This is a genomic window from Thiomicrorhabdus marina (genome assembly GCF_017571465.1).
Lineage (GTDB): Bacteria > Pseudomonadota > Gammaproteobacteria > Thiomicrospirales > Thiomicrospiraceae > Thiomicrorhabdus > Thiomicrorhabdus marina.
The window spans coordinates 13,666-35,302 of record NZ_JAGETV010000024.1 but is presented as its reverse complement, the minus strand read 5'-3'; the positions used below and the strand labels follow the sequence as shown (position 1 = coordinate 35,302).

20 protein-coding genes are annotated in these 21,637 nt (G+C 44.6%); 8 read left to right on the top strand and 12 right to left on the bottom strand.

Features of this window, described 5'->3' with window-relative positions; genetic code table 11:
• Positions 1–213: integrase core domain-containing protein (locus J3998_RS10795; protein ID WP_208150675.1), on the top strand; the 213-nt coding region annotated here is incomplete at its 5' end.
• A 258-nt stretch (positions 214–471) separates the two neighbouring features.
• Here the strand turns inward: J3998_RS10795 and J3998_RS10790 are convergent.
• Together J3998_RS10790 and ilvD are read right to left on the bottom strand one after the other, a co-directional pair.
• Positions 472–876, bottom strand: coding sequence for a TerB family tellurite resistance protein (locus J3998_RS10790; RefSeq protein ID WP_208150674.1), 405 nt, complete (start codon positions 874–876; stop codon positions 472–474).
• A 36-nt stretch (positions 877–912) separates the two neighbouring features.
• Positions 913–2,775: a dihydroxy-acid dehydratase gene (gene ilvD, locus J3998_RS10785; protein ID WP_208150673.1), complete on the bottom strand. Its 1,863-nt coding sequence runs from the start codon at positions 2,773–2,775 to the stop codon at positions 913–915.
• Between the two features lie 111 nt (positions 2,776–2,886).
• Between ilvD and argA the strand changes: the two genes are divergently transcribed.
• Positions 2,887–4,176 carry an amino-acid N-acetyltransferase gene (gene argA, locus J3998_RS10780; protein ID WP_208150672.1) on the top strand — a complete coding sequence of 430 codons (1,290 nt, stop codon included), beginning with the start codon at positions 2,887–2,889 and terminating at the stop codon, positions 4,174–4,176.
• Between the two features lie 10 nt (positions 4,177–4,186).
• A complete protein-coding gene (gene rnt / locus J3998_RS10775; RefSeq protein WP_481924061.1) occupies positions 4,187–4,852 on the top strand; it encodes a ribonuclease T in 666 nt (221 codons plus the stop codon).
• 133 nt (positions 4,853–4,985) lie between these two features.
• On the opposite strand, the gene grxD is transcribed toward rnt, so the two are convergent.
• Together grxD and J3998_RS10765 are read right to left on the bottom strand one after the other, a co-directional pair.
• Entirely contained in the window at positions 4,986–5,336 is a 351-nt protein-coding gene (gene grxD, locus J3998_RS10770; protein WP_243750719.1) for a Grx4 family monothiol glutaredoxin, read from the bottom strand.
• A gap of 96 nt (positions 5,337–5,432) precedes the next feature.
• Positions 5,433–7,256 (bottom strand): N-acetylglutaminylglutamine amidotransferase, encoded by a 1,824-nt coding sequence (locus J3998_RS10765; protein WP_208150671.1) that lies wholly within the window; start codon positions 7,254–7,256, stop codon positions 5,433–5,435.
• An 85-nt stretch (positions 7,257–7,341) separates the two neighbouring features.
• Here J3998_RS10765 and coaE point away from each other — a divergent pair, with 85 nt between their 5' ends.
• The 3 genes from coaE to J3998_RS10750 all read left to right on the top strand — a co-directional run bounded on the left by coaE (position 7,342) and on the right by J3998_RS10750 (position 9,398).
• Positions 7,342–7,977 (top strand): dephospho-CoA kinase, encoded by a 636-nt coding sequence (coaE, locus tag J3998_RS10760; protein ID WP_208150670.1) that lies wholly within the window; start codon positions 7,342–7,344, stop codon positions 7,975–7,977.
• 131 nt (positions 7,978–8,108) lie between these two features.
• On the top strand, positions 8,109–8,717 hold the full coding sequence (locus J3998_RS10755) for a DNA-3-methyladenine glycosylase I (protein ID WP_208150669.1): 609 nt from the start codon (positions 8,109–8,111) through the stop codon (positions 8,715–8,717).
• A 63-nt stretch (positions 8,718–8,780) separates the two neighbouring features.
• Entirely contained in the window at positions 8,781–9,398 is a 618-nt protein-coding gene (locus tag J3998_RS10750) for a hypothetical protein (RefSeq protein WP_208150668.1), read from the top strand.
• A gap of 115 nt (positions 9,399–9,513) precedes the next feature.
• On the opposite strand, the gene J3998_RS10745 is transcribed toward J3998_RS10750, so the two are convergent.
• Positions 9,514–10,461 (bottom strand): Nudix family hydrolase, encoded by a 948-nt coding sequence (locus J3998_RS10745; RefSeq protein ID WP_208150667.1) that lies wholly within the window; start codon positions 10,459–10,461, stop codon positions 9,514–9,516.
• Positions 10,462–10,557: 96 nt separating this feature from the next.
• Between J3998_RS10745 and hisC the strand changes: the two genes are divergently transcribed.
• The gene (hisC, locus tag J3998_RS10740) at positions 10,558–11,616 is read left to right on the top strand and encodes a histidinol-phosphate transaminase (protein ID WP_208150666.1); all 1,059 of its coding nucleotides are present in this window, start codon (positions 10,558–10,560) and stop codon (positions 11,614–11,616) included.
• A gap of 45 nt (positions 11,617–11,661) precedes the next feature.
• Here hisC and J3998_RS10735 read toward each other — a convergent pair whose 3' ends face one another.
• The 3 genes from J3998_RS10735 to secA all read right to left on the bottom strand — a co-directional run bounded on the left by J3998_RS10735 (position 11,662) and on the right by secA (position 16,608).
• Positions 11,662–12,348, bottom strand: coding sequence for a DUF2202 domain-containing protein (locus J3998_RS10735; RefSeq protein WP_208150665.1), 687 nt, complete (start codon positions 12,346–12,348; stop codon positions 11,662–11,664).
• Between the two features lie 224 nt (positions 12,349–12,572).
• Entirely contained in the window at positions 12,573–13,778 is a 1,206-nt protein-coding gene (gene argJ / locus J3998_RS10730; RefSeq protein WP_208150664.1) for a bifunctional glutamate N-acetyltransferase/amino-acid acetyltransferase ArgJ, read from the bottom strand.
• 85 nt (positions 13,779–13,863) lie between these two features.
• On the bottom strand, positions 13,864–16,608 hold the full coding sequence (gene secA, locus J3998_RS10725) for a preprotein translocase subunit SecA (RefSeq protein WP_208150663.1): 2,745 nt from the start codon (positions 16,606–16,608) through the stop codon (positions 13,864–13,866).
• Between the two features lie 222 nt (positions 16,609–16,830).
• Here secA and J3998_RS10720 point away from each other — a divergent pair, with 222 nt between their 5' ends.
• On the top strand, positions 16,831–17,256 hold the full coding sequence (locus J3998_RS10720) for a DciA family protein (RefSeq protein ID WP_208150662.1): 426 nt from the start codon (positions 16,831–16,833) through the stop codon (positions 17,254–17,256).
• Between the two features lie 45 nt (positions 17,257–17,301).
• Here the strand turns inward: J3998_RS10720 and lpxC are convergent, their stop codons facing one another.
• The 4 genes from lpxC to J3998_RS10700 form a co-directional block, all read right to left on the bottom strand.
• Positions 17,302–18,222 (bottom strand): UDP-3-O-acyl-N-acetylglucosamine deacetylase, encoded by a 921-nt coding sequence (gene lpxC / locus J3998_RS10715; protein ID WP_208150661.1) that lies wholly within the window; start codon positions 18,220–18,222, stop codon positions 17,302–17,304.
• A gap of 325 nt (positions 18,223–18,547) precedes the next feature.
• The gene (gene ftsA / locus J3998_RS10710; protein WP_208150660.1) at positions 18,548–19,825 is read right to left on the bottom strand and encodes a cell division protein FtsA; all 1,278 of its coding nucleotides are present in this window, start codon (positions 19,823–19,825) and stop codon (positions 18,548–18,550) included.
• A 64-nt stretch (positions 19,826–19,889) separates the two neighbouring features.
• The gene (locus tag J3998_RS10705; protein WP_208150659.1) at positions 19,890–20,678 is read right to left on the bottom strand and encodes a cell division protein FtsQ/DivIB; all 789 of its coding nucleotides are present in this window, start codon (positions 20,676–20,678) and stop codon (positions 19,890–19,892) included.
• Positions 20,679–20,707: 29 nt separating this feature from the next.
• Positions 20,708–21,625, bottom strand: a complete 918-nt coding sequence (locus tag J3998_RS10700) for a D-alanine--D-alanine ligase (RefSeq protein ID WP_341829266.1) — start codon at positions 21,623–21,625, stop codon at positions 20,708–20,710.
• Positions 21,626–21,637: the final 12 nt, after the last annotated feature.

Here is a 21,637-nt window from a genome sequence, read left to right as displayed (position 1 = left end):
TCCATGACCGACGGTTATGACTGTTATCAAAATGCCTTGGCTGAACGGGTGAATGGGATTTTAAAGAATGAGTTTTTGCTCACAAAACCCAAAGACATTCAGCAAGCTCGGCAGATGGTGAAAGAGTCGATTGAGATTTACAACACGAAGCGCCCGCACTTGGCGCTAAAATACAAAACGCCCGATGAAGTTCATCGAGCGTTTTTAACCTGAAAAAAGTGTCAACCTATTTCAGGACGGGACATACTACCTTACTTTTTCAATAGGAATACTCACACCGGCTAAATTAGCCCTCTCATTCCATCACAGATAATTTGCCGTTGAGAATGATCAAATCTTAATAACAAAATAGCTAGCCGATAACACTACACCGTGAGCAACTTCAAAGCCGACTAACCCACCCCCAGCTTTCCATCTGGACATAAAAAAACCGGCTTACGCCGGCTCTTTCGCTAAAAGACAAAACTAAACTCAGTCATCGCCTTCAAGCATCTGTTCACCCTCGTAAACCCAATCGAAGCCTTGGCGAACCCAGTTCTCTATGCGCATCAAGAAATCCGTGTTGTTTAGACCCATTTTCTGAGCCAATAACAGTACCTTCTCTTGCTCTTCACGACCATAGTGACCATCTTTATAAGAAAGCTTAATTAACTCTTGTAAAGTGATAACACGCGCCTTTTTCGTATCCATCAAGCTAAGCGCATTATTAATATCTAAATCCGCTTTATCAAGATCAAATTCAATACCATAAGCATCGCTAAAATCTTTTAAATACTGAATCTCTTCTTCCGACACGTCATTGTCCGCTGCAGCTAAGTTAGCCGCAAGATCAAATACGACCTGACGCTGTTCCTGAGTTAATTGATCGGCAAACATCGTGCAACTCCTTACAAGTTCCTAATTCGTTAATTCTTAAAATTTATTGTGTTCAATTTGATCAACATTACGCACCGCACCAAATGCAGCACTTGTTGTCATTGCAGCGTAAGCACGCAGTGCCGGGGTAACACGACGTGGACGCTCTTCAGCAGGCTTCCAAGCATCTTTACCTTTGGCAATCATTGCTTGACGGCGTTCCGCTAACTGTTCATCAGTCAGTTGTACATTGATAGTACGGTTCGGAATATCGATTTCAATCATATCACCGCTTTCAACCAAACCGATGTTACCACCTTCTGCCGCCTCCGGCGAAGCGTGACCGATTGATAGACCTGAAGTACCACCTGAGAAACGACCGTCAGTAAGTAGAGCACACTCTTTACCCAAACCTTTTGATTTCAAATAGCTTGTTGGATAAAGCATCTCTTGCATACCCGGTCCACCTTTTGGCCCTTCGTAACGGATGATAACCACTTCACCGGACTTCACTTGGTCATTCAGAATCCCGTCAACCGCTGCATCCTGTGATTCATAGATACGTGCAGGACCAGAGAACTTGAAGATTTCTTCATCAACACCGGCTGTCTTAACAATACAACCATCCAATGCGATATTACCGTAAAGTACTGCTAGACCACCTTCGATAGTGTATGCGTGTTCCATATCACGAACACACCCTTCAGCCGAATCGGTATCAACCGTTTTCCAACGCTTATCTTGACTGAATGCTTCCGTTGTACGAACTCCGCCCGGCGCCGCGCGGAAGAATTTATGCACCGCTTCGTTATCTGTGCGACGCACATCCCACAATTCCAGCGCAGCACCCATGGTTGATGCGTGTACGGTCGGAACGTCGGTATTAATCAAACCACCACGTTCTAGCTCACCAAGGATTCGCATAATACCACCGGCACGATGGACGTCTTCCATGTGATAGATTTTCGAATTCGGGGCAACCTTAACCAAACAAGGAACTTGGCGAGAAATACGATCCATATCTGCCATGGTAAAGTTAACGCCCGCTTCTTTCGCGATCGCCAATAAGTGCAGAACCGTATTAGTTGAACCACCCATTGCAACATCCAGTGCCATCGCATTTTCAAATGCCTCATAAGTCGCAATCGAACGAGGTAGAACTTTTTCGTTATCGTTGTCGTAGTAATCTTTCGCCATCTCAACAATGCGACGACCCGCTTCTTCGAATAGGTGCTTACGATCAGCGTGAGTCGCTAAAGTAGAACCGTTACCCGGAAGCGCAATACCTAATGCTTCTGCCAGACAGTTCATTGAGTTCGCCGTGAACATACCGGAACATGAACCACAGGTTGGACAAGCTGAAACTTCAACCGCATCAACATCTTCATCCGAACAGTTGCTGTCGGCAGCCATAACCATCGCATCAACCAAGTCCAACTTGATTTCCATACCGCCTAGAACCGTTTTACCGGATTCCATTGGACCACCGGTTACGAAGATAGTCGGGATATTAAGACGCATTGCCGCCATCATCATACCCGGAGTGATTTTGTCGCAGTTTGAGATACAAACCAGTGCATCCGCACAGTGTGCGTTACACATGTATTCAACCGAGTCCGCAATCAAATCACGCGATGGCAGCGAATACAACATACCGTCATGACCCATTGCAATACCGTCATCAACGGCGATGGTGTTAAATTCTTTCGCGATACCGCCCGCTTCTTCAATTACTCTAGCGACAAGTTGCCCCATGTCTTTTAGATGCACATGCCCTGGAACGAACTGCGTGAATGAGTTAGCAACCGCGATAATCGGTTTACCGAAATCTCCTGATTGCATACCGGTAGCGCGCCAAAGTGCGCGGGCACCGGCCATGTTTCGACCGTGGGTACTGGTTCTAGAACGATATTGAGGCATCGATTTGACTCCTAAATTGATTGAACAGAGTACCTCCAAAATATAGAGATTCGACTTTGTTCAATTGACTGTTATACTTAGCAAAATAATTCTTACTATTTTCGCACATTCATGCAGCAATCTGAATTAGATTTTATCCAAAGCCTGCGCCAATCCTCGCATTACATCGAACAGCACCGTGGTAAAACCTGCGTTATCTATCTTCCCGGTGATTTGTTGCAAAATGACGAAGAGCTGCTCAGTCTTAGTAAAGACATCACCCTTCTGCACAGTTTAGGCTTAAAACTGGTGTTGGCGATGGGTGCTACCTTGCAAATTGACCAAGCACTTGAGCAAAAACAACTCAGCTGGCAACAACACGAACAGTGCCGAATCACTTCATTAGAAATGCTGCCGACTTTCCAGCAGACCATCGGCTATGTGCGTTCAAAGTTGGAAGCGGTTTTCTGCCATGCATCTAACCAACAACACAAACCACTAAGCTTAGTTTCCGGTAATTGGGTTATCGCCCAACCAAAAGGTGTCGTTAACGGCGTTGACTTTCAACACACTGGGCAACTTCGAAAAATCAATAAAGAAGCCATTAAATCTTGTTTAAACAGTAACCAAATTGTCTTGTTAACACCGCTTGCCTATTCTTTGACTGGTGAAGTATTTAACTTAAATACACTGGAACAAGCTTGCACCATAGCCGAACAACTGCAAGCCGACAAGCTGATGATTTTCCAAAAACCACAACGTTTCGACTATTTACCAGCAGCATTAAACCAAACGCAAATCAGCACGCTTCTGCCAAGTCTGGATGAGCAAACCCAACAATTGCTACAACGCATCCAGAAAATCGGCGATAGCGTTAGCCGTGTTCACCTGATTAACCGTGACGATCCGTCTAGCCTATTATTGGAACTATTCACACGAGACGGTACAGGTTGTATGATTTTCAGTGACCGTTATCACCAGATTCGTCCGGCAAGCATCGACGATGTCGGCGGTATTCTCGAAGTCATTGCGCCGCTGGAGCAGAAAGGCGTTTTGGTCAAACGCTCTCGCGAACGATTAGAACTGGAAATCGAAAACTTTATCGTTATCGAACGTGACCAACGTATTATTGGCTGCGCCGCACTATATGCCAATTATGCAAATAGCGGAGAACTGGCGTGCTTAGCCGTACACAGTGATTATCGTGGACAGGAACTCGGCGAGCAACTGCTACAAGAAATCGAGAAAACCGCTAACCAGAATGGTTTGCAACAGCTGTTCTTGCTAACCACACATACGCACCACTGGTTTATCGAACACGGTTTTTCTCTAGCAACGCCAAATGAACTGCCGCAAGAAAAACAAGAACTCTATAACTATCAGCGCAATTCCAAAGTTTTGATAAAAGCACTCAAAAAATAAAGATTAATTCATGAGCCAAAGCACTTCCGCACAGCCTTCCACTTCAGAAAATTATGCAAACGAGAACATTCCAGCGATGACAATCAAAGAACGTTTTCGCGGTTTTTTACCGGTGGTCATCGATGTTGAAACCGCCGGTTTTAACCCTCAGACCGATGCATTGCTGGAAGTCGCGGTAGTGATTTTGGAAATGGATGAATACGGTCGCCTACAACGTAAAGCCACCTATGATCGAAATATCCTGCCGTTTGAAGGCGCCAACTTAGAAGAAGGTGCCTTGAAGTTTATCGGCATGGACGACCCTTACCATCCATTCAGGGAAGCCGTCTCGGAAAAACAGGCTCTGCAAGACCTGTTTAAACCCATTCATGACGAAATCAAAGCAACCGAATGCAGTCGCGCGATTCTGGTCGGCCATAATGCCTTTTTTGACTTAAATTTCATCCTAGCCGCCGCCGACCGCACTAAGGTAAAATGCCCTTTCCATAAATTCAGTACTTTTGACACAGTGTCATTAGCCGGTTTGGCTTATGGGCAAACTGTTTTAGCGAAAGCGATGGGCAAAGCGGGCATTGAATGGGACAATGCCTTAGCCCATTCCGCAGTCTACGATACCGAAAAAACCGCCGACCTTTTCTGCCAAATTGTTAATGAAACGGAAATGCTATCTAATTGATTTTTAGATTGGTTTATAGACAGCCTGTAGCAATAAGCAGAGCAAATATCTAGAGCCACAATACGGATGTAAAAAAAGCGCTTGAGGAATCATCCTACAAGCGCTTTTTTATTTGCTAGAGAGTTATTGGAAATTACTCAGCAACCTTAGCATTCGCCGTAGCCATTAAGTTTTTCAACTCACCGCTTTCAGCTAATTCAAGCGTGATATCACAACCACCTTGCAGTTCACCATCGATGTAAAGCTGTGGGAACGTCGGCCAATCTTGGTATTTTGGCAGGTGTTCGAAAATCAGCGCATCTGCCAATACATTTACAAATGCAAACTTCTCACCCGTATCAACTAACGCCTGCGCCGCTCGACTAGAGAAACCGCAAGAAGGCATTTGTGGCGTACCTTTCATATAAATAACAACCGGATTATTGGTTACTTGGTCGTTAATACGCTCTAATGTTTCTTGCACTACTTGTTCTTGGCTTTCCATCATTAATCCTTTAGATAAATATTTTTAATAACTTTCGCTATTCTACTTTATTTGATTAGTACTTGTAACTATGGGCATAAAAAGTTATTTCAAGCCCTACAATGTCTTATCAACATGCTTCTGCAACCAGAATTCCAAAAGCGCCGCATGCCATAGTTTGGAACCCTGAATTGCTGTAAAAGCATTTTCCGCTTCTGGGTTTTCCAGCAGCTCTGCAAGTTTTTCTTGATTAAAAATGCCTCGTTTTTGTGCCGCTTCACAGGTCAGTAGCTGCTTCATAAACTCATAGAAATCCCCTCGCACATATTTCAGCGCCGGCATCGGGAAAGCGACTTTCGGGCGGTCGATAATCGCATCCGGCACAATTCCGCGCCCGATAGCTTTAAGAATATGTTTGCCGCCGGTTTTCATTTCCGGAGGTGCCGCCATCGCCCATTCCACTAAGTCGTGATCTAAAAAAGGTACACGTGCTTCTAGGCTCCAGGCCATGGTCATATTATCAACACGCTTAACCGGATCATCGACAATCAAGGTGGTGGTATCCAAACGCAAGACTTGATCCAAGAACTCATCCGCCCCCGCTTCAGTTAAACGGTCAGCAACAAATTCACCGGTCACATCATGCACATGATATTTTTCATTTATCACCGACAACCATTCTTGATGCGAACGGTCAAAATAATACGGTGCAAACGCTTGCAACGCCTGTTCGGGATTCTCCAAATCAATCTGCTTGCCGGCTTCTGCCATCAGCGGATACCAGAAATAGCCACCGAAGACCTCATCTGCACCTTGCCCAGACAATACCACCTTAACTTCCTTAGCGACCTGTTCAGACAATAGATAGAAAGCCACTGCATCTTGCCCGACCATCGGTTCTGCCATGGCTTCAACCGCTTCATGCAGACGCGGTAATACGGTTTCATTGGCGATATGGAATTTCTTATGGTCGGTGTTATAACGCTCGGCAACCATGTCCGAGAATTCGAATTCATTACCCTTCTCTTCCGGCGCATCTTCAAAACCGATCGAATAGGTTTTGATATTCTCAACTCCGGCTTCTGCCAACATCGCCACTAATAGACTGGAATCCAACCCGCCGGACAATAAAACGCCAACCGGTACATCTGAAGCGGTCAAACGCTTATGCACCGCCTCTTTCAGAGATTCGTGAATTGCATCAACCCACTCTTTTTCATTGCTTGGTGTCGGCTTGCCTTTAAAGCTGTCGCTTTTAGGACGTTGTGCTTCAAGATGCCAATAACGTTTTTTATAAACCTGACCATCTGGATTAATAATCATCCAATGCCCCGGTTCGAGCTTACGGATGCCTTTTAAAATCGTATGCGGCGCAGGAATAACTGCGTGCAGTGTCAATTGATAGTGCAAACCAATCGGATCGATTTCGGTATCGATATCGCCTTCCGCCAACAAAGCTTGAGTATTAGATGCGAAACGCACACCACCCTCAACCATTGCGTAATATAGCGGCTTAATACCGATTCGGTCACGCGCCATTAAAAGTTGATGGTTATGGTCATCCCAAATAGCGAAAGCAAACATACCTTCAAAACGGTTGACGCATTCCATGCCCCACTGTCGATACGCCTTAAGAATCACTTCAGTATCGGAATGCGAATTAAAGTGATGCCCAAGTTCAATTAACTCGTCGCGCAGTGCAACATAATTATAGATACAGCCGTTAAAAACCAAGGTCAGTTCTTGATCGAGCATCGGTTGATGACCACACGCAGATAAATCGATAATCGACAAACGTTTATGTCCCAAGCCAACATGCCCGTCTAACCAAATCCCCTCATCGTCTGGACCGCGTTGCTGCATTTCTGCCAACATTGGCTTTAAACGCGCTTCGCTCGCCTGCTGTCCGTCAAAATAAATCTCACCGCAAATACCGCACATAACATGGCTCCGTAAAATCAATCTGGTTATTGTATAGCAAGATTCTATAAAATGACCGATGGATAAAGTTTAGAAAGGTTTGAGAATGAAGGTAATCGGCTTAACCGGCGGAATCGGTTCCGGCAAAAGCACCTTTTGCGAATTAATGGCCGAACACGGCATTGCCACGGTCGATACCGACCAAATTAGCCGTCAAGTCGTTGCACCCAATAGCGCTGGCTTGGCGCAAGTAGTTAAAGAATTTGGCGTAGAAATCCTCAATAGCGACGACTCTCTGAATCGTGCTGCCCTACGGGAAAAGATTTTTGCCGACCCCCTTGATCAGAGTGCGCGTCAAAAATTGGAAATGATTTTGCACCCGCTCATCCAAGCTGAAACCCAAAAGCAGATTCAGGACTACCAACAAGATGAAAGCTACCAAGCCCCATATCTTTTGGTGGCGATTCCACTTTTAGTCGAAGGGATTCTCAAAAAAGGCCATAAGCCAGACTATGTAGATGAAATTTGGGTTTTAGACTGTTCAGAAGAAACTCAGATACAAAGAGCTAGCCAACGTGACGGCGTGAATTTAGAAAACATAAAAAACATACTTGAACATCAAGCGTCGCGAGAACAACGACAAAGTTACGCAGATAAAATCATCCATAATGACGGAGATTTGGCAAAGCTAAACCAACAAATCAAGAGATTCTTCTCACCAACAAAAGCTAAAAGCCATTAACAATCCGTCATATTCGAAAATTGATCAATGCGCCCAATCAGCACTTTGTTTTTTTATGGCGAGTAAGCAAAATAACATGGTAGGAGCTGCCTCACAGTGATTTATTCATTACTTGGTTTGGGAGAATTGAAATGAACTCAACGATAACATGCGACGATGGTAAAGCGCGCTGTGCCTGGTGTGCAGCAACACCGGAGTATATCGACTATCACGATAAAGAGTGGGGCTATCCGGTTGCCGATGATATTCGGCTCTTCGAAAAGCTCTGTCTGGAAAGTTTTCAATCCGGCTTAAGCTGGCGAACCATACTGGCTAAACGAGAAAATTTTCGTAAAGCTTTTGACGGTTTTGATTTTAATCGGGTTGCCCAATTTACCGAACAAGATGTTGAGCGCCTGCTCACCGATAAAGGCATAGTCCGCCATCGCGGTAAGATTGAAGCGGTAATCAATAATGCCAAATGCGCACAACAGATGGTGGCCGAAGAAGGCTCGCTGGCAGTGTTTTTCTGGCGCTATGAAGAGAGTTCTTCGAATCAGGCAGAGCCACAAACTGTTTCCACTACCGAAACCTCAAAAGAGCTGTCCAAGGTGCTGAAGAAAAAAGGCTGGAAGTTTGTTGGCCCGACGACAGTCTATGCTTTTATGCAGGCGATGGGGCTGGTCAATGACCATGCCGAAGGTTGTGTGTTTCGAGAAGAGGTCAAAAAAGCACGCCAGAATTTTACCAAACCGGTTTAAGCAATATGCTTAACCATTTGCAATAGAGAAAACTGTCAACATCGAATAAGGAAGTCGCTGGCAATGCAATTAGAAGCTCTTTCTATCCCGCTACTCTTTAAGGAAATCGCAAGTGCTGCTGCTATAGCCATTACGATAATCGCTTTTGCACCCTACATTCGAGCAATTTTAATTGGCAAAGTTCAGCCACATGTTTTTTCCTGGATTATTTGGGGGACAACAACTTTTGTCGTATTTCTCGCTCAATTGCAAGATAGCGGCGGCGTTGGTGCTTGGGCGATTGGTGTATCCGGTGTAATGACAATCTTTATTGCCTTCTTGGCCTATTGGAAGCGAAGCGATTTAACGATCACGCGCATTGACTGGTTGTTTTTCGCTCTTGCCATGACAGCATTACCCATCTGGGGGATAACCGATAATCCGATGTGGGCAGTGATTGTTTTAACCTTTGTTGATCTGTTGGGTTTTGCTCCAACGGTACGAAAATCCTATGCACAACCTTATTCTGAATCACTGCTGTTTTTTACGCTTTTTTTGCTTAGAAACCTTCTGGTATTAACCGCTTTAGAAAATTATTCGCTAACCACCGTTCTCTTTCCGGCAGTGATTGGCGTTGCCTGTTTGTTCTTTATAGCAATGATTGTTTACCGTAGACGAATCATCAGTCCAAGTTACTATTAATTAAGTCTTCTACTTCTCGAATTAAAAAGTCATGGTCGTGGAACACATGACTCAGCATAGCGATACCTTGAACAAGCGGGCAATGGAGAGACTTAAGTAAAATGTATAATTTCCTTTATCTCCAGAATGCAGATATAGCGGCAATGCCTTGCGCGCCGTGATTTTTAGCTTCATTGAGCAGTTCAGTTTTCATTCCACCCAAAGCAAAGACCGGGACGGGAATCTCAGCAACTAATTCTCTAAACGCATCCAAACCAAGTGCTTCCATATCCGGGTGCGTTTGCGTTGGCAAAACTGGCGAAAGCAGAATAAAGTCGGCACCAATTTTTAGGGCTTGGTCGATTTCTTCAGGATTATGAGTGGATGCGCCAAGCAGTTTGTCTTTCGCGACTGGACGAGTGTCGTAAGCAAAAAGTTGATTGGATGCTAGCTGAATGCCGTCAGCTTGGGTCTGTGCGAGTAATTCCGGCGTACCGTTGAGCATCAATTTTGCGCCCGCTTTATGTACTGCGCCGATATTTTCTTGCGCCAGTTTTCGCACTTCCGCCACATCCAAACCTTTTGCACGCAGTTGAATCAGTTTAACGCCATCGTTTAAAACATTATTTAGCTTGGCTGAAAAATCTTCGGCATTGGCAAATTTACCACTAATGGCGTATTTATCACCGAGTTCTAAAGCCGTCAAAATACCTTTATTTGCATCTGGGAAAGTAATCCCTTGTAATTCAGATTGGTCAAACCAACGAACCCGCTGCCCTTCTTTGCCATAAGGCGTGCCCACAAAATCATAAGATTGATAAACATGCAGACGCACCGACACTTTTTCATATTCCCAAGGAATGGTAATCAATGGCTGCCAGTTATCGGTTTGCACACCCAGTTCTTCGATAAATTCACGTTTTAGTGCCGTATCAATCAATTCACCCTGTTCGACTTTACCGCCGGGGAATTCCCAGTGATCAGCATGACTCTGATGCTTTTGGCGCAAGCTTAAACAGATTTCGTTTTCGCAACGCAGAATACCAACGGCAATATCCAACACCGGGCGCGACTTTTCAGACATAACAAATTCCTTTAACTGTGTTTTGCTCGCTATTGTAATGCAACCTTTTGCGATAAAATATCGCCTTTGAATTTGTTACAACAGGACAAACCTTTTATGAGCCAGTATTGGAGCCAGTTAGTTCACAGCCTAACCCCTTATGTTCCAGGCGAACAGCCAAAAGTGGATAACCTGATTAAACTCAACACTAATGAAAACCCTTATCCGCCTTCACCGAAGGTTTTGGAAGCGATAAGCGAACAGAATAATGAAAAACTGCGCTTGTATCCTGACCCGAATTCAGACATTTTGAAGCAGAGTATTGCGGATTACCATAACTTAAACCCTAACCAAATTTTTGTCGGCAATGGTTCAGATGAAGTGCTAGCGCACGCTTTTCAAGGCTTATTAAAGCAAGACGCGCCACTGCTATTCCCTGACATTACTTACAGTTTCTACCCGGTTTATTGCGGCCTATACGGCATTGAGTACAACAATGTGCCGTTAAACAATGATTTTGAAATTGATATTACCGAGTATGAACAGAAATGTGGCGGAATTATTTTCCCTAATCCAAATGCTCCGACTGGTCGCCTTTTGGCTTTAGATAAAGTAAAAGCGCTTTTAGAAATGCATCCTAATCGTGTGGTATTGGTGGACGAAGCCTATATTGATTTTGGCGGGCAGAGCGCGATTAGCCTAGTTAACGATTACCCGAATCTATTGGTGACTCAAACCCTGTCTAAATCGCGTTCACTAGCTGGAATTCGTGTTGGTTTTGCCGTTGGTCAAGCGCACCTGATTGAAGCTTTGGAACGCGTTAAGAACAGTTTCAACTCTTACCCTATTGACCGTTTGGCATTGTTTGGCGCAACCGCTTCTTTTGCAGATGAAGACTACTTCCAAGCCTGTTGTCAGAAGATTATCAATACACGTGAAGCCTTAACTTCTGCGATGACAGAAATGGATTTTAAGGTGATTCCATCGGCAGCAAACTTTATCTTTGCCAAACACCCGGAACAAGATGCCGAGAAGATTGCTCTAGCACTGCGTGAACGCAAGATTATTGTGCGCTACTTCAATAAACCACGTATTGACCAATACCTGCGTATTACCATCGGTACTGATGCGGAAAACGATGCCTTAATTGCCGCTTTACAAGAAATCACTCAATAACCATCAAAAAATGCCAGTGATTATTATTTTCACTGGCATTCACTCTTATCGTTCCATATCCGAATTCACTATCACATCAAACTCTTCTTGAGTGATATATTGCGGCGTATATTCCCCGCCATTTTGTTGCAGCGTGCTATAAAAAGCGCGAAGATGGTTTCGCGAGCCTTTTAATAAACTCTCGTAAACGTAAGCGATGTCTTCATTATCGACATTATTGGTTAAGTCCGCAGCAATATCACGAATATCCAACTCTTCAATCAGACAACCGACCTGTAAGGCCGAAATCAAATCTGAACCTTGTACAACCAAATCATCATACAGCTGCTGTAAATCCTGATTTTCAAACTCGCCCACCGTTTGCGGTTCTGCAACGGGGTCATTCAATTCATATTTATCGAGCAGAATTTTAACGCTGTCAGTGTGCGTCTGTTCCGCATCAGCGATATTAATAAAATTCTGTACTGTCACATAGTCATAACCATCCAGAGTGACATAGACATCATAGGCAAGCTTTTCTTCTTCACGAGTGAAAATCAAACTATTCACTTCTTCCGTCGATAGCTCTTCGTACGGCATCTCTTCAATGGTTTGCTGCATCGTTTCTAAATTGATTTGCGAAGTGCCGTCATTGGTCACCGACAGAATATCGCTCGGCGAGGCTCCACCGCCACAACCACTCAATAGTGAAGTACTAAATAAAGAAGCCCATAGCAGTTTTTTTAAAGACATGTATTTCTCCTTGTCGTTTCTTATAACTATATAAGCAGATTCTGAAACGAAACTGAAAACGCAGAGATACAAGTTTGATAAGCATCAATAAAGTCTAGTTTTTTGAAAAAACTTAGCTCGATATTGTTATTGAGAACAGATGAGAAATAAACGAAGAAAGGTCAAAAGTCGCGCTTACTCGAACAACAGAGTGTCGTTCAAGTACACACGACTAACAAGGAAAATTAACTACGATATTCGGCGTTGATTTTCACATAGTCATAAGAGAAGTCGGTCGTCCAGACTGTCTCGTAAACTGAGCCACGGTTCAGCCAGATACGGATTTCAATCTCATCTTTATCCATGACCGCTTGCCCTTGCGCTTCGGTATATTCTTCAGCACGACCGCCGTTTTTGACAATACAAACATCACCTAGATGGATTTCCAACGCATTGATATCTAAGTCTTCAACACCGGCACGGCCAACCGCTGCCAAGATACGGCCCCAGTTTGGATCGGATGCAAACAGCGCGGTTTTTACCAGTGGCGACAGAGCCACAGCATGCGCAACTTTTAATGCTTCTTCTTGGGTTTTGGCTTCTTCAACAATAACCGATACAAATTTGGTTGCCCCTTCACCGTCACGCACAATCATCTGCGCTAGCTCAGTCAACATCTCCGCAACCGCTTCCGCAAACACATGATAATCCAGAGTATTCACATCATTAATTTCTGGCATATCCGCTTGCTGACTGGCGCTTAAGGTGCAAGCGTCATTGGTCGACGTATCACCATCCACAGTAATTCGGTTAAAGCTGATATTGACCGCATCGCTAAGTGCTTTTTGCAAACATTCCTGCGAGATTTTAGCATCCGTTGCCACAAACCCTAACATGGTCGCCATATTCGGATGAATCATCCCCGAGCCTTTCGCCATGCCGGTCAGAGTAACACTGGCGCCATTAACATCAATCACTCGGCTGCTGGTTTTCGCAACCAAATCCGTGGTCATAATTGCTTGCGACGCCGCCTGCCAACCATCAACCGCAATATTCGCCATCGCATCCGGAATACCGGCTTGGAATTTCTCCATAGGCAAGTTTTCGCCAATCACACCGGTTGAAAACGGCAATACCTGTTCCGAACTACAGCCCAGTTCTTTTGCCACCAAGTCACAAGTTGCTTTAGCATCAAGCATACCTTGCTCACCGGTACCGGCATTAGCGTTACCGGCATTAATCACCAAAGCACGTGGCGACTGCGCCGCCAGATTGGCTTTCGCCAAAGTAACCGGCGCCGCGCAAAAAGCATTGGTCGTGAAAGTCGCCGCAGTGCGCGAACCTTCTGCCAGTTCAATGACCACTAAATCAGGTTTGCCGTTCTTTTTAATCTTCGCCGCAGTCGTCCCCAAATAGATACCGCTGACCGGATGTAATTCTGTTTTGCTCATTGTTTCTCCTTTACAACAAACGAAAAAACCCACCGAGAGAACGGTTCTCACGATGGGCTTTGTATAGCTTAAATGTGTATTTATCTTAGCTTAACTTACCGCAACACTGCTTGTATTTTTTACCTGAACCACAAGGACAAGGATCATTACGGCCAACTTTCGGCTCTTCACGACGGAAAGTGCCTTCACCTTCCGCAGGTTCAGCCGCTTCTGCTGATTGATCGGCCGCATTGATCATTGCGTCAGCAATACCTGCTGCAGCCGGGTGATTCGCTTCTAGCTTGTCAGGTTGATGCGCCTGATTTTCATATTCATCTACATCTTGCTGACCGCCGATTTGCACTAAGGATAAAACCTTAACCGTTTCAGTAGTCACTTCATTCAAGAACGCCTTAAACAGCTCACTCGACTCACGACGATATTCTTGGAACGGATCTTTCTGAGCGTAACCGCGCAGATGGATACCGCGACGAAGATAATCCATTTCCGATAGATGCACGCGCCATTGTTTATCGATAGTACGCAGTAGCACTTCTTTCTCGAAATGATGCTGAGTGGCGTCATCAACCACGGCCATTTTCGCCGTGTAGATTTCTTTCAGCTCGGAAACCGCTTTTTCAATCAACGTTTCTTCATACAGATTTTTATCTTCTTCCAACCACTGTTCTAGCGGTAAGTGTGCGCCCAATTCTTCATGAATGGCTTTTTCCAGATTTGGAATATCCCACTGCTCGTGCAGTGAACCCGGTGGAATGTAAGCGGCAACAACCTGCTCAACCACTTGTTCACGAAGACCGTCGATAACGTCGGTTACTTCTTCGGCATTTGACGACATCAACTCATTACGTTGTGTGTACACCACCTTACGTTGTTCATTAGAAATATCATCGAATTTCAATAGATTCGCACGCTCATCTTGGTGTAGGCGCTCAACCTGCTTCTGAGCACGTTCAATCGACTTAGTCACCATTTTGTGCTCAATCGCTTCATTTGAAGTCATACCAAGACGTTTCATCATTGATTTGACTTTATCCGAAGCGAAACGACGCATTAGGTCATCATCCAACGATAGATAGAATCGTGTCATACCAACATCACCCTGACGGCCGGAACGACCGCGTAGCTGATTATCGATACGACGTGATTCGTGGCGTTCCGAACCAATTACTTTCAGACCGCCTAATTCAAGCACTTGGTTGTGACGTTCTTGCCAAGCGGCTTTCACTTCGGCTTTTTTCTCGTCAGTGATTTCACCAAGCTGCTCTAACTCCATCTCCAAGTTACCGCCAAGCACGATATCGGTACCGCGCCCCGCCATATTGGTAGCAATCGTCACTGCACCGATACGACCGGCGTCAGCGATAATATTCGCTTCTTGCTTGTGGTGTTTGGCGTTAAGAACGCTGTGTTTGATTTTCTCTTTAGTCAATAGACGCGACAGCAGCTCCGACATTTCAATCGATGCAGTACCGACCAAAATCGGCTGACCGGTCGCAGTAGTTTCGCGAATGTCTTCGACAATCGCCGCAAACTTGCCTTCCATATCCAAGAAAACCAAATCAGATTGGTCAATACGCTGCGGTGTCTTGTTCGGCGGAATGACCACGACTTCTAAGTTATAAGTCGACAAAAATTCACCCGCTTCGGTATCGGCAGTACCGGTCATACCGGACAGCTTTTCATACTGACGGAAATAGTTCTGGAAAGTAATCGAGGCGAAAGTCTGACTCTCTTGCTGAATGGTCACGCCTTCTTTAGCTTCAACCGCTTGGTGCAGACCTTCTGACCAGCGACGGCCTTGCATCTTACGACCGGTGAATTCATCAATAATCACCACTTGGCCGTTTTCAACAATGTAATCCTTGTCTTTTTCAAACAACAAATGCGCGCGCAGAGCTGCATTGATGTGAATCATCAGGCCGATATTGGTCGCGTCATATAAAGAGGCATCTTCTTCCAACAGACCGGCTTCAATCAGCAACTCTTCAACTTTTGCGTGACCGTCATCATTCAAGAACACCTGACGTGACTTGGCATCAATAACGAAATCACCGGTGGTTTTTTTGGTTTCCGGATCTTCTTCACCTTCTTCCAGGTGTTGAATCAACGGGTTGATTTTCATGTAAAGTTCGGACTTATCTTCCGCCGGACCGGAAATAATCAACGGCGTACGCGCTTCATCGATAAGAATCGAATCAACCTCATCCACTACCGCGTAATGCTGATCGCGCATCACACGCTCTTCAGCGAAAATCGCCATATTGTCACGCAGATAGTCAAAACCGAATTCGTTGTTGGTACCGTAGGTAATATCCATCGAGTAAGCCAATTGCTTCTCTTGCGGGCTTTGCCCTGACACGATGACACCCGTGCTCAAACCTAGAAAACCGTATAGTTGCCCCATCCACTCGGCATCACGTTTTGCAAGGTAGTCGTTGACGGTAATAACGTGCACGCCTTTACCCGTCAAGGCATTCAAATAAGTCGGCAAGGTCGCCACTAGGGTTTTACCTTCACCGGTACGCATTTCAGAAATCTTGCCTTGATGTAGCGCCATACCACCAATCATCTGTACATCGTAATGGCGCATGCCGAAAACACGTTTACCGGCTTCACGAACGACCGCAAAAGCTTCCGGTAAAATATCATCTAGCGTTTTGCCATCCGCGAGCGCCGTTTTAAACTCTTCGGTTTTTGCTTGCAACTGTTCATCGCTGAGCGCTTCAAAATCTGCTTCCAGTGAATTAATTTTCTGGACTTCTTTGCCATACTGTTTAAGCAGACGGTCATTACGGCTACCGAAGATTTTCTTGATGATATTTAACGCCATGAGTTAATGCATTCCGGATTTTTAAGGTTGTAAAATTTAATCTTGTTAGAGAGCTAAGTTTTTCGCGACACAAATCGCAACAGGTTATTTACTAGTGACGGCGAAGTGGTTTTCAATACGACCGACCAATAAAAACCTATAAAATTATTTTGCCCATCTAATTTACTGATTTTATACGGTAAAATGAGCGAATATTCTAGCACACTCAGAGTTGAGCACAGAATGAAACCGATACTAAACAAAGCGCATGGTAATTTAAAAAACTTATTGGAAAGTGCGAAAGTTTATCAAGCACTACTGGATTCCGGCCGCGATCATCTTCCCTTAGCGATGCAAGAACACCTTCTTGGTGTCAGCTTCGAGGGGCAGACCTTGCTATTACAGATTGATTCGCCGGCTTGGGCGACACGGATGCGCTATTACGAACCGACTATTTTAGGCACTTTTCAGCAGAATTTCCCACACCTGCAACTTACTCAGGTGAAAGTTTCGGTATTGCCCTTAGAGGAACAGCCGAAGCCGAAAAAAGAGATTGTCAGCCACCCGAGTGAATCGGATGCCGAAGACATGCGTGAACTGAGCGAACATGTTGAGTCTGCAGAACTCAGTGCCGCCCTGCTACGACTGAGTCAAAGAGCAAAATCGTAAACAAAAAAGCCCGTAAAAACGGGCTTTATCACATTTGGCTGTCAACTACACAACCATACTACTTGAATAACTTACTGGAGGAGGCTCATCACCTTCATAAGTAACCAATTCATAAGCATCTTCTTGCTCCATCAACGCTCGAATCAATTGGTTGTTTAGCGCATGACCAGACTTAAAAGCATTGAATTCACCAATAATCGGGTGACCTAGCATATACAAGTCTCCGACCGCATCCAAAATTTTGTGGCGTACAAATTCGTCTTTGTCACGCAAACCTTCTTCATTTAGAACGCCCTCATCATCCAGACCGATAGCGTTTTTCAAACTCGCACCTAGGCCTAAGTTATTGGCACGCAACATATCAATATCCTTCATAAAACCGAAGGTACGCGCCCGCGAAACTTCTTTGAAATAGGCTGTCGAAGAAAAATCTAACGTCATCTTCTCGGCAGTATTATCAAACGCAGGATGAGAGAAAGAGATTGCAAAATTCAGTCGATAACCGTTGAAAGGAACAAACTCGGCCCAGCCACCATGCTCATTCTCAACACGCATCGGTTTTTTAATACGGATAAACTGCTTAGCCGCATCTTGTCGTTTCAGACCCGCCGATTGTAACAAAAACACAAAGTGCGACGAACTGCCATCCATAATAGGAACTTCATCAGAGGTGATGTCGATAAAGATATTATCAATCCCTATACCAGCGATTGCCGACATCAAATGCTCGATAGTCGCAATTTTGTGGATTTCATCGTTCAGTTGGTTGACGATGGTAGTACACAGAGTTGTCTCGCCGACAATCTGCGGGGCAACTTTAAATTCAATAACAGGATCTAGGTCTACACGACGGAAAACGATACCTGTATTCACTGGCGCTGGTCGCAAGGTCATGATTGATTCATGCCCTGTATGTAGCCCGATGCCTCGCGCCTTAATGGAATTGACTATGGTTCTCTGGTTCAAAGGAAACTCGTATACTTATGTCTATCCGGACTGCAGATACCGGAAAAAAGTTTTTATTCGATAGTGATCAATTAATTTTTATATTTCTGTAACCACTAGAGCACGCAAAGTAATGGTGGAATTCAATACCCGCAAAATTAAGCGCAAATATTACCATAACTTTACGGCAACTTGATTAAATTCCATTTAGATTTAAATAGATAGAAACTATTAGGGAAACGCAGAACAAGTCGGTATTACGAAAATAAAAGGGATGAATGCCTATTAACTAGGACGAGTAAAAGGATTCGGTAGCAATGAACTACCGAACTGCTCATAAAGAAAATTAAAAGCTTTTACTAAACCAGTTTTTAATGGCATTGATTGCACTACCGATGCTTTCAAACACACTGCCTGAATCATTTACCTGCGATTGGTAAACAAAATCTGGATGGTCTAAATCAAAATTCTGCGCCGCATACTGCAATAGACCCAAAGCGGTCGAAAACTCAGCGTGACTGACCTCATTAAGAATGCCGCCGGTAAAGATGTCATTTTTCGGCACGCCAATACGCACCGGCATATCAAACACCTCTTCAGCTAGCGGATTACTTCCGAACATCATTGAACAACCGCCAGTAATAACGATACCGGCACCAAACATCTCTTTTGAGAAACCGTCTTGGCGAAGACGCTGTTCAACGTTTTCAAAGATCTCTTCCATACGCGGACGAATCACTTCCGAGAGCAGACGTTGATTCAGCTTGAATGGCTCTCGCTCGCCGACACGCTGCACATCGAATTCAAAATTCTCTTTAATCAAGCTAGGCATTGCGCAGCCGAACTGCACCTTGATTTGCTCTGCTGAATCGGTCGGCGTATTAAAGGCAATCGCAATATCGTTAGTGACATAATTGCCGGCAATCGGCAAAACCGAAGTATATTGCATCGACCCATTGCGATACACGGTAATGTCAGTGGTTCCGCCACCAATATCCACCACGCACACACCCAATTCTTTTTCATCATCGCTCAACACCGCCTCACTGGCCGCATATTGCGCCAACACCGGTGTCGCTTTTTCCAGGCCGGCAGACTGCACGCACTTTTCGATATTACGTACCGCACTCTGGCTAGCAGTAATAATGTGGGTTTTCACCTCCAGACGCTTACCGGCCATGCCAATCGGTTCAACAATGCCTTCTTGCATGTCCAGAGTAAATTCTTTCGGCAACACATGTAGCATACGTTCTTCAGATGGCGAGTATTTACCAGCATGCGCCTGTTCGGTCACTCGCTGTACATCTTCATCGGTGACTTCATTATTAATTGTCACAACACCGTGCGAATTAATGCTCTTGATATGGCCGCCGGTAATACCAATATAAGCCGAATCGACTTCACAACCAGCGAACTCTTCCGCTTCACGAACCGCTTTTTCAATTGACTTTTTGGTCTCTTCAATATTGATGACTACACCGTTGCGCAAACCTTTAGTGCGTACCGATTTATAACCGCGTACATCGATCTCATTGCCAGTAATCTCACCCACTACTGCTTTGATTTTAGAGGTTCCAATATCCAAACCTACAATGGTTTTTGTACCCGATTGATTACTCGCCATCCGTGTCACTCCATCCTTTCAAGTGTAGAGTCAATTGAAAATATAAACTACTATTGGACAAAATCTATGATGATTTTTTGCCAATTACAAATCCGTTACTATATCTTAAATCAAAGGTTTGTGCCGAGTTTCTGACCTGATCTGTCAGCTTGGCATAGGCTAAGAAAAACTGTCGTAACTTTGTCTGCCAGTCGGCTTCTTTAAAAATCAATTCTTGTTGGTTAGCCAGTTCCACACGCCAAATATCGCCGGCTTTATGCGCTAAGCCAATGATCACAAAACCATTATCGTCAAACATCGGTTGCAGCTCTTGAAAGCGTGCTAATACTTTATGACTTTCTTTGAGTTCGCCATCCAATATCATGTAATTTTCATAGCCTTTTAGACTATATGGAAAAAACACTTGGCCGTTCTGGTTAATAAGACCGGCTTCGCCCCAACGAGCTAAAGGACGTTGCTCGAAGATATGGATTTTTAACGAACTCGGCCAGACCCGGCTAACTTCAGATTTAACGACCCAATCCAATTGATTGAGTCGTCCTTGGATCACCTCAATTGGCACTTCCCAGAAAGACGCGCCCATATAATCTTGCATAATTTCGCCAATGTCATCTGGAGAAACTTCATTTAAACCCGAGTTAGAGACGATTTGATAATCCGTAATGCTTTTCGAAAACCAGTTAGCTGCCGGTTTATTCGGCAGTAAAATCCACGCTAACAATATCACCAACCCGGTCACTACCAACAACCAAAAGGCAACCTTCGGCAATTTCGAAGGCCCGTTTTCTTGCAGCGGTTTCTCTTCTTTGGCAGAAAACGAATCCAATTCCAGTTCAGCGGTTTTACGGCTCATGACAGTACCAAATTCATTATTTTCAATGATTAACTCGCAGTGATGAGAATTTGCTTCACCAACTCTTCAAAGCTAATACCGGCCTGTTTCGCAGCCATCGGTACAAGTGAGTGGTCGGTCATACCTGGCACCGAATTTAACTCAATCAACCAGGGACGATTCTGTTCATCCAACATTAAATCAACCCTTCCCCAAGTTTGCGAGCCGACTACATCAAATGCTTGCAATACAATTTTTTGTAGTGACTGCTCCATTTCCGGTGCTAAGTCAGTTGGACAGATGTATTGAGTATCGTTGGACTGATATTTAGCTTCAAAATCATAAAAACTATTATTAGTGCGTAATTCAATCAACGGCAAAGCTTTATCATTCAGAACCGCAGCGGTATATTCTCGACCCGTAATCCATTGCTCAATGAGCACTTCATCATCAAAAACCTGTGCTTCGGCGACTGCCGCAGCCAGTTTTTCACGGCTCTCGACTTTCTGCATCCCAATACTGGAACCTTCGTGAATCGGTTTAACGATGACCGGAAATTCTAAATCGAAGGTTTGCATATTTAATGGGTTTTGCGAGTTGACCCGAACAAAATTCGGTGTCGGCAAACCGGCGCCAAGCCACATCCATTTAGTGCGCAACTTATCCATAGCAATTGCTGAGGCTTGCATACGGCTGCCGGTAAAAGGCATTTTCAAGTCTTGTAAAATTGCTTGAACCGTACCGTCTTCTCCCCAACGACCGTGCAAGGCGACAAAAGCAACATCATATTCTTGCGCGATATTTTCAAGCTGCTGCAAACTACTGACATCGACACCGGTAGCATCAATGCCCTGCGCTTTTAAAGCGGCAGTCACAGCTTTTCCACTGCGCAACGAAACCTCACGTTCAGCGGCTACTCCGCCCATTAAAACCGCAACCTTAGTCTGTTCAGTTAATTCAAAAGCCACTTATTATTCCTT

Bases quoted from the DNA above. Each gene is read 5' to 3' on its own strand.
- J3998_RS10790 (WP_208150674.1), bottom strand. From the start codon at position 876: ATGTTTGCCGATCAATTAACTCAGGAACAGCGTCAGGTCGTATTTGAT.
- ilvD (WP_208150673.1), bottom strand. From the start codon at position 2,775: ATGCCTCAATATCGTTCTAGAACCAGTACCCACGGTCGAAACATGGCC.
- argA (WP_208150672.1), top strand. From the start codon at position 2,887: ATGCAGCAATCTGAATTAGATTTTATCCAAAGCCTGCGCCAATCCTCG.
- rnt (WP_481924061.1), top strand. From the start codon at position 4,187: ATGAGCCAAAGCACTTCCGCACAGCCTTCCACTTCAGAAAATTATGCA.
- grxD (WP_243750719.1), bottom strand. From the start codon at position 5,336: ATGGAAAGCCAAGAACAAGTAGTGCAAGAAACATTAGAGCGTATTAAC.
- J3998_RS10765 (WP_208150671.1), bottom strand. From the start codon at position 7,256: ATGTGCGGTATTTGCGGTGAGATTTATTTTGACGGACAGCAGGCGAGC.
- coaE (WP_208150670.1), top strand. From the start codon at position 7,342: ATGAAGGTAATCGGCTTAACCGGCGGAATCGGTTCCGGCAAAAGCACC.
- J3998_RS10755 (WP_208150669.1), top strand. From the start codon at position 8,109: ATGAACTCAACGATAACATGCGACGATGGTAAAGCGCGCTGTGCCTGG.
- J3998_RS10750 (WP_208150668.1), top strand. From the start codon at position 8,781: ATGCAATTAGAAGCTCTTTCTATCCCGCTACTCTTTAAGGAAATCGCA.
- J3998_RS10745 (WP_208150667.1), bottom strand. From the start codon at position 10,461: ATGTCTGAAAAGTCGCGCCCGGTGTTGGATATTGCCGTTGGTATTCTG.
- hisC (WP_208150666.1), top strand. From the start codon at position 10,558: ATGAGCCAGTATTGGAGCCAGTTAGTTCACAGCCTAACCCCTTATGTT.
- J3998_RS10735 (WP_208150665.1), bottom strand. From the start codon at position 12,348: ATGTCTTTAAAAAAACTGCTATGGGCTTCTTTATTTAGTACTTCACTA.
- argJ (WP_208150664.1), bottom strand. From the start codon at position 13,778: ATGAGCAAAACAGAATTACATCCGGTCAGCGGTATCTATTTGGGGACG.
- secA (WP_208150663.1), bottom strand. From the start codon at position 16,608: ATGGCGTTAAATATCATCAAGAAAATCTTCGGTAGCCGTAATGACCGT.
- J3998_RS10720 (WP_208150662.1), top strand. From the start codon at position 16,831: ATGAAACCGATACTAAACAAAGCGCATGGTAATTTAAAAAACTTATTG.
- ftsA (WP_208150660.1), bottom strand. From the start codon at position 19,825: ATGGCGAGTAATCAATCGGGTACAAAAACCATTGTAGGTTTGGATATT.
- J3998_RS10705 (WP_208150659.1), bottom strand. From the start codon at position 20,678: ATGAGCCGTAAAACCGCTGAACTGGAATTGGATTCGTTTTCTGCCAAA.